This is a genomic window from Pseudoalteromonas sp. S16_S37 (assembly GCF_014694405.1).
Lineage (GTDB): Bacteria > Pseudomonadota > Gammaproteobacteria > Enterobacterales > Alteromonadaceae > Pseudoalteromonas.
On record NZ_JAAUWV010000048.1, the window covers coordinates 20,663 to 33,369 of the forward strand.

Annotated in this window: 10 protein-coding genes; 7 read left to right on the forward strand and 3 right to left on the reverse strand. The window is 41.5% G+C overall.

From position 1 onward, the window contains the following. Positions 1-91 precede the first annotated feature (91 nt). Positions 92-1,864, reverse strand: coding sequence for a PKD domain-containing protein (locus HC733_RS17210; protein ID WP_190366247.1), 1,773 nt, complete (start codon positions 1,862-1,864; stop codon positions 92-94). A gap of 149 nt (positions 1,865-2,013) precedes the next feature. Further along, entirely contained in the window at positions 2,014-2,469 is a 456-nt protein-coding gene (locus tag HC733_RS17215) for a tetratricopeptide repeat protein (protein ID WP_190366248.1), read from the reverse strand. Positions 2,470-2,573: 104 nt separating this feature from the next. Between HC733_RS17215 and HC733_RS17220 the strand changes: the two genes are divergently transcribed. From HC733_RS17220 to HC733_RS17240, 5 genes are all read left to right on the forward strand, one after another. Next, the gene (locus HC733_RS17220; protein ID WP_190366249.1) at positions 2,574-3,818 is read left to right on the forward strand and encodes an aspartyl protease family protein; all 1,245 of its coding nucleotides are present in this window, start codon (positions 2,574-2,576) and stop codon (positions 3,816-3,818) included. Positions 3,819-4,034: 216 nt separating this feature from the next. Next, positions 4,035-5,198, forward strand: a complete 1,164-nt coding sequence (locus HC733_RS17225; RefSeq protein WP_190366250.1) for an efflux RND transporter periplasmic adaptor subunit — start codon at positions 4,035-4,037, stop codon at positions 5,196-5,198. A 15-nt stretch (positions 5,199-5,213) separates the two neighbouring features. Further along, positions 5,214-8,354: an efflux RND transporter permease subunit gene (locus HC733_RS17230; RefSeq protein ID WP_190366251.1), complete on the forward strand. Its 3,141-nt coding sequence runs from the start codon at positions 5,214-5,216 to the stop codon at positions 8,352-8,354. Between the two features lie 125 nt (positions 8,355-8,479). Beyond that, positions 8,480-10,552, forward strand: a complete 2,073-nt coding sequence (locus tag HC733_RS17235; protein WP_190366252.1) for a prolyl oligopeptidase family serine peptidase — start codon at positions 8,480-8,482, stop codon at positions 10,550-10,552. Positions 10,553-10,561: 9 nt separating this feature from the next. Continuing rightward, on the forward strand, positions 10,562-10,987 hold the full coding sequence (locus HC733_RS17240; protein WP_190366253.1) for a hypothetical protein: 426 nt from the start codon (positions 10,562-10,564) through the stop codon (positions 10,985-10,987). On the opposite strand, the gene HC733_RS17245 is transcribed toward HC733_RS17240, so the two are convergent. Then, a complete protein-coding gene (locus HC733_RS17245; RefSeq protein WP_190366254.1) occupies positions 10,955-11,428 on the reverse strand; it encodes a Dps family protein in 474 nt (157 codons plus the stop codon). The two genes, HC733_RS17240 and HC733_RS17245, sit on opposite strands and share 33 nt — an antisense overlap. A 385-nt stretch (positions 11,429-11,813) precedes the next feature. Here HC733_RS17245 and HC733_RS17250 point away from each other — a divergent pair, with 385 nt between their 5' ends. Both HC733_RS17250 and HC733_RS17255 read left to right on the forward strand, forming a co-directional pair. Beyond that, a complete protein-coding gene (locus HC733_RS17250) occupies positions 11,814-12,023 on the forward strand; it encodes a hypothetical protein (protein ID WP_190366255.1) in 210 nt (69 codons plus the stop codon). 457 nt (positions 12,024-12,480) lie between these two features. Next, complete coding sequence (locus HC733_RS17255; protein WP_190366256.1) at positions 12,481-12,633, forward strand: hypothetical protein; 153 nt, start codon at positions 12,481-12,483, stop codon at positions 12,631-12,633. Positions 12,634-12,707: the final 74 nt, after the last annotated feature.

Below are 12,707 nucleotides of genomic sequence, written 5' to 3' on the forward strand. Positions count from 1 at the left end.
ATGAAACAGATATGGAGAATGACGTGCATGTCAGGTATGCGCTTTATGCTCGTGTAAGCTCACTCGCTGCCTACATGCTCCCCGATATGCCTTAATTAGTATAGTCAGCGGTTAGCTGTACGCCATTAAAAGATGAAAATGCTCTGATCATGACATGGTAACGACCAGCGCCATCATTTTGTGTACAGGTTTCACCATTGCCCCAACGGTACGGACGGCAATCATAGATTGAGGTTGTTGGTTTTTCGCCTTTGCGTACATACAAGTCTGCATCCCCTGTACCACCAGCCATTTTAAACGTAATTTCTGATGCGCCAGCAGGTACATCGAAGTAGAAAAATTGCTCGGTGTACTTTTCACCAGATAAATCCGTTTTTGCTACGCCTTTTTGCAGTTGTGCTGGGTCATCAGCATTGGTTACAGACACTGTTTTGCTTAATGAAGCTGTCTGACCATTGTTATCAGTCACTTTGAGGGTAACTGAATAATCACCTGAACTGGCATAGCTGTGGCTCACAGTACTACCAAAATCAACGTTGCTACCATCTCCAAATTGCCACTCATGTTGAGTAATTGAACCATCTGTTACTCTTGACGCAGAACCGTCAAATTGGCAAGTCAGTAGATCACATGAATAAGTAAAGCTTGCAACTGGAACTGGGTCGCCAGTTGGTTGGTCACCAGTAGGCACTTCATTGTTAAAGTGTGTGGATACTTGTGGCCAAATCTTGCTTATTTTAGCGCCTTTGTTTGTGCAGCCGCCGAGGTGGTGTAAAGCGATTACATCGCGTGTATCTGCTGCAACAACTGGTGAGCCAGATGAGCCACCAATGGTATCGCAGTAATAACCTAAATCAGTACCTGTGCCGCGGCCATTCGCATTTGCTTCGTTGACTTGGCATAAACCATTATTGTCTTGGTCTGACTCGATAGAGAGCTCTTTAGGATTACCTGCACCGTGCTGAGGAATGTAAATGCGTTGACCTTGAGTGGCATCATTCACATCCAGACCAAAGTAGCCAAATGGCTGAGTTTGCTCAAAGTTGTTTACTGTAAATAGCGTATAATCTAGAGTGTAATCCGTTTTTAAGAAGTCTTTACCTGTAACTTTTACAACAGTTTCTTTGGTTGTGCCATTACACGTGGTGTGTTGGTAGTTAAACCATACTTCAGTTGAAGTTAGCTCAGAAGCGGTTTCGACACAGTGGTTATTAGTAAACATGCGGTTGTCCGCACCTACACGCCAGCCAGTACATAGGCTGCGACCGCCGATGACTAGGCGCGCGACAGGTCGACTGCGCTCAAACTCTTCAGGGTGAGATTGCGACCAACATTGCACATCACGGCGCTCCATCGCGCCACATGTTGAGTCAGTGCCAAAATCATCACTACTTAATTGGTTTTCAATACCAAAGTGGTAATAATCAACAACAGGTGTACCCAATGTGGTATTTAAATCTGTGCCTGGTGTGTACTCAACAATGACTGCATCGCTAGATACCGACATAGCTGCAAAGTGATTTACGCCATTGTCACCTTTTTCAAAAGTAGCTTTGCGCATATCGGCTTCTGTGTACTCATAACGCTCGCTATTATCCTTTGCTCTAACTACCAGTTTGCCGCCACCTTTGAGGTTAACGTTCTTAAAGTGTAGTTTGATATAGCTTGCATCTGGATGAGAGATGGTTTGCATAATGGTGTTTGTTTTACCGCTGAGCGCGAGGTTTAATGTTGCAGTTTTGCCGATCACCGCTTCATTGGTTTTACTGGTGAAGCTCATCATTTGCGTTTCGGTTAAAGGTGCCTGTGCTAGCGCTGTCATCGAGGCTAAGCCTAAAACCGGGAGGAAATAGCGTTTTTTCATTGTTTATCCTTACATGCTTATTGTGAGTTTGTCTAAAAGTTAGACACACCTAAGGTAAAACGAAAAAACGCCAAGGTAAATATATTGTTAATAACAAATTAACATTGTATTTAATTTTGCGCTTTGATTTGGTTATAACTGCTATTAAACTATTTTAATGTATAGAGTTTAGCCTGATAGATCCCCTGTTTTTGCTGATCCTCAGCTTTATCTAAAGCACTTTGTAAATACTGTTGAGTAGCTTCTATATCCCCTTCGAGGTAGTAGATTTTTGCTAATGAGAAAAATGGTTCGGGTAGATAAGGTGTATCATGAATTAGTTTGTTCAATATCTTTTCAGCCTTTACATATTGCTTGCGAGAAATAGCTTGCTCCGCAAGTAGAATAAAATCAAATGGAGTGTTGGCGATATCATGTAACACTTTATCTAGCTTATGAACTAATTCAGTGTCGCCCACTTGCTGTGCAAGAAAGCTATAGTTATGCAGTAAATTGCGGGTTATAAATTGGTTTTTATAGGCAAATGCATACAGTGCTTGTGCTGTATTAGTATCGTTATTGCCGCGATGTAAACTGCAGCCAATCTGATGAGTTGAGGATAACACGGTGTGTATTCATATGCTTTTATGAGTATTAAATACACCGCTTCACGATTATTTCACCTTTTCCATTTTATCTTGATAGTAATTTAATCAATGCAGGAATATGTATGAAAGAGTGGCTATTGGTGATAATTGTTGCCATGTTATCGGGGTGCAGCTTTGTAAATACGGTCGGTATGAAGTGGGCAAATTCAGACATCAAACCAGTATGGCTGTCTGAGCATACCAGCCTACCATTAAGTGCGCACTTCGAGGGAGAAAAAAGTTATGTTTATGTGGATATTGATGGTCATCACTTAAAGATGCTTATTGATAGCGGCGCAAGCTTCAGTGCTTTATTCGATACACCTAGAGTTGAAAAAATGAATTTGCCTAGACAAGCTGAGTTACTGATTGGTGGATGGGGAGATGAGAAGAGTAGCATCGCCTATAAGACCCAAGTGAAACTATTAGATTTAGGCAGTGTGAGTTTTAAAAATATAGTCTTGGCAGTTATTCCGATTTCTACCAGTAAATATTATTTGCGTAGTGACGAAGCAACATTCGACGGCATTATAGGTCATGATGTGATGCGTCACTTTGCATGGACATTTGACAAGATAACTGAACAGATTGTGATATCAAATAAAGCACATTTGCGCCAATTTTATAGCCATGCAGTACCATTTTCACGTTCGCTCAGTAAATTAAGTATTCTAGCAAAGTTTCAGCTAACGACAGAGCACGCAGTCGATATGCCGATAGTGATAGATACTGGGTCACGTCACTACCTAAAGCTTAGCGCTCAGTATATTGAAAATCATAAATTGGATATGGGACGGCTCGTTGAAGCTGCCGATTTTGGCCTATCAGGAATAGCTCATCATCAAAGAGGTAATATTAAAAGTATTCAAATAGCAGATTTAGTTGTAACCAATGTGAAAGCGAATTTTATACCCACAGAAGATGAAGATGAGCTGTGGATAATTGGTAATGCATTTTTGAATCAGTTTGTATCGACAATTGATTATCATACAAATACGCTTTATTTGCAGCCTAGGGAACAGGGGTTCCAATCGCGCTATAACCTGTCAGGTTTGGAACTTAGAAAGCTAGTTAGTGGTTATTTTGTAGTGAGATCTGTGGCATCAAGGTCAAAGAGCACAGGTCTAAAGGTGGGAGATATTATTACTAAATTGAATGACCAAGATACACCAGAGCTGAGCATGGATGACTGGCTAGATATTAGCAATCAAGCAAAAGAACATCAGCTGTGTTGGGCTCATTCACCTGTCAATCAATTAAGCTTGGACAAACAGCAGTGTAAAACAGTTACTTTTTCAAATATAACTGGTTTCAACATAGTAAATTGACAAGGCTGTGCTATAAGAGACTATTTTTCTTCAGATAATTTGGTAATTTGAGTAAGTGATTGGAGTTAAAATTTATTGACTTGTGTCACAAAGGGTCTTTTCTATGGAAAGACCCTTTTTTATGTCAAAGTAAGAAACATAAAATTACAAATGTCACATTCTCCTTGTGCGTATTATTGTTACTATAGGCATAGGAAAATTTTACAAGGTGAAGTCATGCAAACAAAAACTCTCAAATGGATATTGCCCTTTGCGGTATTAATGATAGGTGCGGTTGGTGCTTTAGGTATAAATGCCATTGCAGCAGATCCAAAAGCAAAGGAACCCGTTGATAGCCGACCAGTGGTAGAAGTCGAGTCAATTTCAGCTTTAGACCACCAAGTAATAATTAATAGTTATGGCGAAGTTAAGCCATTTGAACAAACTCAGTTGTCAGTGCAAGTATCTGGTGAAGTGACTTACTGGCATCCTAGCTTTATTGCTGGTGGCATTGTGGCGCGCGGTGACGTGTTGATGCGTATCGAAAAAGACAACTACGAAGCCGCATTGTTACAAGCTCAAGCTGAGCTTTCTCGCGCTAAAGCTGCTTTGATAGAAGAGCAAGCGCTGGCAGATGTTGCACAAGACGAAGCACGACGCTTTCCCAACAAAAAACATACCGATTTATTCCTTCGTAAACCGCAATTAATGAGCGCAAGAGCATCCGTTAAATCTGCAGAAGCAGCGCTGAAACGTGCGCAGCGAGATTTAGATAATTGTGAGGTGGTTGCACCTTACGATGCGTTGGTTATCTCACGCGACATAGGTTTAGGGCAATTTGTAGGCGTCGGGACATCGGTTGCACAGCTGAACAATATTGAATCTGCAGAAGTGATCATTCCTATCGCAGGATTCGATAGTGCTTTTTTACCAAAAATCGTTGCTGGTACAAAGGCTAATGTAACGCAAAGTGGCTTGAACGGCTTTACCCGTGAAGCCGTGATCGACAGAGACTTAGGTGTTGTTGATACACAAACACGGATGGTGAACTTGGTGGTTAGAATTGACGACCCATATGGCTTAAAGTCTGATCAACCGGCAATTAAGTTTGGCGCATTTGTGCAAGTAAACTTTGCAGGTAAAACACTCAATCGTATTTATCGTTTACCGCAAGACTTAGTGAATAACCAAACCGTATGGTTGCTAAATGATGACAACAAACTGGAACCTCGCAAGGTGCAAGTCATTCGTGAAGAGGGGGAATTTTTCTTTGTGAATGTTGGCTTGAACGACAACGAGCGAATTGTTACGACAGTACCTGAGTATCCGCAAAAAGGGATGGCCGTGAAGGTTGCTGGTGCTGACTCTTCAGATGCACAACCGTCTTCTCAAAAGCTTTAAGGACGGGTGGACAGTATGAGTATGCAACAGCACGAAAAGCAAACGGGCATTATCGCCTATTTTGCCAACAACTCAGTCGCAGCAAACTTACTAATGTGGTTTATCCTCATTGTCGGTATAGCGTCATATTTTACGATTCAAAGGCAAATGTTTCCAAACGTTGAGCTCAATTATATCAATGTGGAAGCAACTTACCCCGGTGCCTCGCCTCAAGAAATCGAAGAAAGTATTTTAATTAAGATTGAAGAAGCACTTAAAGATGTTACTGAAATCGAAGAAGGTGTATATCGCGCCTTTCGTAATGGCGGCAGTGCAACACTGGAGATTGACCCAGATGTTGAACTTGCTGACGTTATGGATAAAGTGAAGCTGCGCGTTGATGGCATCGCGACTTTTCCTGCGGCTATGGAACCATTAACGGTCAGCCAAAGGGAGTTTCGTCAAGACGTTATTGGTATGACAGTATCGGCAGATTTACCACTGACAGACTTAAAGCCCATTGCAAAAAACATTGAAGATGAATTACTGCAACTCAGTAATGTGTCTTTGGTTGAAGTGAATGTGCCGCTGGACGAAATAGGGATAGAAATAGACCCAGACATGTTACGTCAGTATAACTTGACTATAAATGATGTGACTGCGGCTATTCGCGCCTACTCAACCAATTTATCGGCAGGTCAACTGCGTACTGATGCCGGTATTATCTCAGTACGAGTAGAAAACCAATCTTATAGTGGCGAGCAGTTCCGTCAGATCCCGGTGAAGGTTGGCGAGAATGGCGCGAAGCTGCTGCTTAAAGATGTTGCCACAGTGAAGGATGAGTTCACAGAAGGTGAGCGTTATTTCAAACTTAACGGTAAAAATGGCGTTTACATTGCGGTTAAAGCGACCAAAGATCAAAACATGATCCCAATTGCTGAAACTGTTAAGGCCTATATTGAGCAAAAAAATGCGCAGCTGCCTGCCGGTGTCGAAATCGTGCCGTTGGTTGATATGACTTATTATCTCAATGGCCGATTAAACATGATGAAAACGAACCTGTTCCAAGGGGCGATTTTGGTTGCCATCATGCTATCTATTTTCTTGCGCTTTAAATTGGCATTGTGGGTAATGTTAGGTCTGCCAATTTGTTTCTTGGGTGCCATTATGACCATGCCACTACTTGGAATTACCATTAACGTGGTGTCTTTGTTCGCATTTATTATGGTGCTAGGGATTGTGGTAGATGACGCCATTGTCATAGGTGAAAGTGCCTATACAGAAATCGAAAACAAGGGACCTGGCGTCGAAAACGTAATTCGTGGCGCGAAAAGGGTGGCAACGCCTGCCACATTTGGTGTACTCACTACCATGGCGGTGTTTGCCCCATTGATGTTCTCAAGTGGACCTGATAGCTCTAACTTTATCTCAATCGCGGGAGTTGTATTACTGTGTTTGGCATTTAGTTTGGTTGAGTCAAAGCTGATCCTTCCAGCTCATATAGCCCATACAAAGTTTGAGCCAATGCCTGAAAACAGCTGGCGTGTGCGCTTTAATAAACGTTTTTTCAGTTTTGTAAATGGCCCGTATAAGCGTTTTGTCACTTTGTGTGTGCAGTGGCGTTGGACGGTTCTGTTTGCTTTTGTTGGTATGTTTATAATGAGCATTACACTTATTACCAGCGGCGCGGTCAGAACATTATTCGTGCCTAAAATTCCTCATGACTTCCCTGCGATTAACTTAACCATGAATGATAATGCCTCGGACGAGCAGACCATTGAAGCTATTCGCCAGTTAGAACAGCTTATCATGTCGGAAGATAAGAAAATTGAGCAGGAATTTGGTCATAAAATGGTTCGCGATGTGTTGGTGATGAATCGTGAAAGAACAGAAGGTCAAGTGTTGGCACCTTTGGTCGACGAAGACTTGCGCCCATTTAACACCTTCGAGTTAACCCGACGTTGGCGAGAAAATATGCCAGAAATTGCCGGCGTAAAATCGATTTTAATCGAAGAAGAGGTGATTAATTTAGGCCAAGACGGTGATTTTGGTTACCTATTATATGGTTCTGATATTGATACTTTAAATGCGGCAGGTCGTCAGCTGATCCGCATGCTACAAGATGAAAAAGGCTTGTTTGATATCAGTTCAACCATAGACCCTGCGAGCAAGGAAATTCAGTTAGTATTGAAGGCTGTGGCTTATGACTTAGGGCTCTCTTTACAAGACATTGGTAATCAGGTTGGCGCTAGTTTTTATGGCGGTGAAGCGCAGCGTGTTATCAGAAATGGTGAAGAAGTACGCGTGATGGTGCGCTACCCTAAACTGACCCGAGAGGCTTTTTCATCGTTAAAACACACCATGATCAAAACGCCCAAAGGCAAAGAAGTGATGTTAGGGGATGTTGTTGACCTAATTGAAAAGCCAGGGATCAGCTATATTCGCCGCGAAGAAGGTTATCGTACGGTGTATGTGTACGGCAATATTGATGAAGAAGTGGTTGAACCCAATGCCGTCACTAAGCGCATTGATGATGATATTTTACCGCAGTTACTCAAAGACTTCCCATCGGTTAAAACTAAGCTAGGGGGCTCTGTTGAAGAGCAGCAAGCACAAGCAAATGAACAGCTTGTATTCTTTATTGTTGGCATGTTGATTGTTTATATTTTGCTGGCTATTCCACTGAAAAGCTATGCACAGCCCTTGATTGTTATGTCTGTGATCCCGTTTAGTTTGGTGGGTGCCATTTGGGGGCATTTGTTCTTTGGTTTAGATTTAAGCATGATGTCGACTTACGGCATTATTGCCGCTGCTGGGGTAGTGATTAACGACTCTTTGGTGATGACTGACTTTGTTAACCAGGCGCGCAAAGAAGGGGCGCATCTAAAAGAGGCGGTTATCAATGCAGGCTGTGCGCGTTTTAGGGCAATTACTTTAACGTCTATTACCACCTTTGTGGGGGTATTACCGATTATGTTTGAAACCAGCTTACAGGCAATGTTTGTGATTCCTATGGCGGTATCGCTTGGTTTTGCGGTGGTGTTTGCGACACTAATCACGTTATTACTGGTGCCATGTCTATACATCATCATGACCGATGTGAGAGGTCTATTTCGTGCCATGTGGCGTGGCAGTAAAGGACTTTTCAAAACTCGAAGCAAAGTTCAAAACGCATAGTCGTAAAGGGCTAAATTAGCTAAAGGCCAATCGTGAGATTGGCCTTTTGTATTTTGCAACGACAACACTGCGGGCATTTTTCAGCTGTGTTAGACTGCATAAAAAATAAAAATAGGAACACCGTAGTGACTGATAAACTATCTGCGCCAATTGCAAAAAAAATTCCTCACAGCATGACACATCATGGACACACACGCATCGACAATTATTATTGGATGCGTGATGATGAAAGACAGGCTGAGCAAGTGATAGCGCACCTTGAAAAAGAAAATCACTATGTAGAGCACAATATGGCGCCTCATAAAGCGCTACAAAACGCCTTATTTGAAGAAATGAAAGGACGTATTGTAAAAGATGACAGCTCAGTACCAGTTAAAGATGGCAATTACTGGTATGTGAGTGATGTTCAAGGTGATGATGAATATGCCAGTCACTATCGCGCATCGGATGAACAACTGAGTGATAAAACACTTTTGCTTAACATCAATGAACTAGCGCAAGACTATGAATATTACGATGTTGGCGAAATAACGATAAGCCCAAATGAAAATCTCCTAGCATATAGCGAAGATATCGATGGTCGACGCATTTATACATTCCGATTTAAAGACTTAAGTAACAATACCTATCTGGACGACGTGTTAGAAAACACGGAAGGTCAATTGGTATGGGCCAATGACAACAAAACGGTGTTTTACGTTAAAAAAGATGCGCAAACACTACTGGGTTATCAAGTTTATCGTCATGTGCTGGGCACGCCACAAAGTGACGACATCTTGGTATATGAAGAACAAGACCGACAGTTTTTCATGGAACTTGGGAAAAGTCGTGATGAGAGCGAGATTTACATACATCTAGCGGCAACTGAAACCAGCGATGTACTGGCATTGGATGCTAATACGCCAATGGGTGAGTTTAAACGTTTATTGCCACGTCTTGAGGGTCATGAGTTTGGGATTGATAAGCTTGCTGGCGAGTATTTTATTCTATCGAACCATCAAGCAAAGAATTTTCGCTTACTTAAAGCCTGTGAGCTCACTATCGGTGATATGAGTCAATGGCAAGAGCTAATTGCCCACCGCGAACATATTCTGATCGAAGGCATGGAGCTATTTGATAGCCATTTTGTGATAACCGAACGTGAGCTTGGCCAAATTCGCTTTGTTGTACATAACTATCAAGGTGAAAGCTATCATCTGAGTTTCGATGATGCATGTTTTTATGCCGGGATTGGTTACAACCCTGAAGCCGGTTCTTCAACGGTCCGAATTCACTATTCGAGCTTAACAACGCCAAGCTCGGTTTATGACTGCGACTTAACAACAGGACGTAAGATTTTACGTAAACAGCAACAAGTGCTTGGCGATTTTGATGCGGGAAATTATGCCTCGGAGCGGCTGTTTGTTACTGCCAGAGACGGTGTGCAAGTGCCTGTATCACTTGTATATCGCAAAGATTCTTTCAGTAAGGATGGCACAAACCCACTACTACAGTATGGTTATGGTTCTTACGGTATTACCATCGACCCGAGCTTTTCTAGCACCACATTATCGCTATTAGACCGAGGCTTTGTGTATGCTATTGCGCATATTAGAGGCTCAGAAATGTTGGGGCGAAACTGGTATGAGCAAGGTAAAAAAGCCAATAAACAAAATACCTTCAGCGATTTTATAGATGTCACTCGCGCTTTAATTGAGCAAGGCTATGGTCATAAAAACAAGATATTTGCCTCAGGTGGCAGTGCTGGTGGTTTATTGATGGGCGCTATAGTAAACCAAGCGCCTGAGCTCTACTTAGGTGTAGGTGTGCATGTGCCATTTTTAGATGTACTCACCACCATGCTCGATGAATCTATCCCGCTGACAACCAATGAATATGACGAGTGGGGTAATCCCAATGAAGAAGCCGCTTATCAAACTATATTGCAATACTCGCCGTATGATAATATTAGCGCACAAGCTTACCCCAATATTTTAGTAACAACTGGCTTGCACGACTCTCAAGTTCAATACTGGGAACCGATGAAGTGGGTTGCTAAACTTCGTGAACTAAAAACCGATGATAATTTACTATTGTTTAAAACGGATATGGAAGCGGGGCATGGTGGCGCATCTGGACGGTTTAAAAGTTTGCAGGACAAGGCACTAGAAATGGCTTTCTTTATTGCTTTATTATCAGATTACGTTGTTGTTAAGTAGGTAGGTCAGATGTTTATAGCACACGGCCTTTGGCGTATTTTAATGCACCCTCCGTATGCATACATGAGCATGAAAGGCGCATTTAACAAAGAAGGTGTCATTGCTTTTCAAAGTGATTTGATGGCAACTGCAAGCCAATTTGCACCGCAAAGTATTACTGAAGCGGTTGTTGACTTGAGTGAGTTTGAAATGAGTACAGCTGATAGTATTGAAGACACTCGCCAATACTTTGTTGGTGTAACACAGCGAGGATTAAAGACGGCTAATTATATCGGAGCCAATGCGTTGGCGCGTAATATGTTGGCTCAGCTGTGGCAAAACACCACAACTGAGGCTTGCTTTTATAGCTCCATGGATGAGCTGCTGTCAAAGCAACCACACCACAAAGAGCATATTGAACAGTTAGTTAAGATAGGCTTTAAGCATCCACACTAACTTTTCTTGCTCTTTGATATAGTCACTCATCAGCGAGGCGGTGCCTTCATCTTGTGCATCGCCCGCTTGTTCTAAGATCTCACGCTGCATTGAAATTAAGGTTTTGTAGCCACTTAACAGGTTATTTAAGGCTTCTGAGCCGTCACTGATATTTTTTGCCTCTGCAATTTTACTGTTTTCAAGATAGTCAGAAAACGCATGTAGTGGCTTACCTTCGATGGTTAAAATACGCTCGGCAATTTCATCTACTTTTTCTAACAGTAGGTTGTAAATTTCTTCAAATTTAAGGTGCAATTCAAAAAAGTTACGACCTTTGATATTCCAGTGAAAACCACGCGCATTCATATATTGAATTTGGTAGCTGCTTAATAGTGTGTTCAATGCGCTAACCAAAGCTTGGCTTTTTTGATTGTCTAAACCAATTGAGTTTGTCGTGTTCATAATATGCTCCTTGTTGTGATGTGCCCAGTATGGGCGAAAGCGTCATTCATGACTATCGAGTAAAATCTATGCATCCAATCGAAAAAATGAATCAATAATAGATTTTTATCCACCTTTTCTACAATTGACCTATGGGCGAATCATGAAATTTCTACCCCTGAATGTAAAACTCATAATTTCGTACTAATTAGAAATATTTATCTAGGAATAAAGCTTGCCAAAATTAATCGCACTTTTGATGAATTGCGTGAAAATTGATCTAAAACAAGCGAAGTTCGACAAGGCACTCATAGCAAAATTGGCCTTTGATTTAGGTCAAAAAACAACCCATGTGAAGGCGCATAATGAACTTGTAATCAATTAAAGTCATTTAAGGAGAAGGATTATGCAAGGTAAAACTGCGTCACAACATAAATCAGAGATCATCGTTGTTTGTATTGCATTGCTTGCATTTGTGGTGGGATTAGTTGGGCATTTAGCCGGTGCCAGTTTCGCCAATTCAGATGCATTTGGCTATATTGCAGCCCCTGTTCCGTTTATCACCGGTATCATTGCATTTGTTGCTTATAAAGTAGCCGCCAACGGCGACCATTGAGTTATCTCTTGAAATGCAGGTGAAGATAGATCACCTGCGCACTCCCCATTTGACACCGCATTACGCTGCTAAACAATATAGTCATTGCTGAATGAGTGGATTTTTCGGCAATTATCACGATCTACTTTTTGTTTATAGTGATGTTTACCGTTATGGAATGTATTTAATTTTGACTTTTATCGCATGAGCGACGCTCACTTTGACGTATTGTGGAGCTTCTATCTTATAGCTTACCTTAATTTGCAAATAAAAAAATGTGCTACAGCTTTTTTAAATTTAAAGTTAATTTATGGTTTGTTTGGTGTGTTGCCATTGTAAGGCGTGTAAATCATATGTGATTTTTGTTTGTATCAGTGAAGGGGCCATTTTTGATAGATAATCTATTGAACGTGCTTATGGTGAGGATGAAACAAGAAAATAGGTGATGTTTAACGTACATTCAAAAAAGGAATTAATCATGAAATTTAACTTGAGTAAGTTGGGTATCTTTTTTCTCGTTACTGTTACGCTAAGTAGTGCAAGCGCGATTGCAAATAATCTTTATGAAAGTGATTCAAAGTTGAGTAGAGAGCTGGACCCCATTGGTTGGACACATAAGCTAACTTTTTAAGTGGTTGATCCAGTCATGCCGCGTATCTTTGCTTACCGAAGTAAACTTCATCAGGTGTTAGTTCGTTTAGCCCT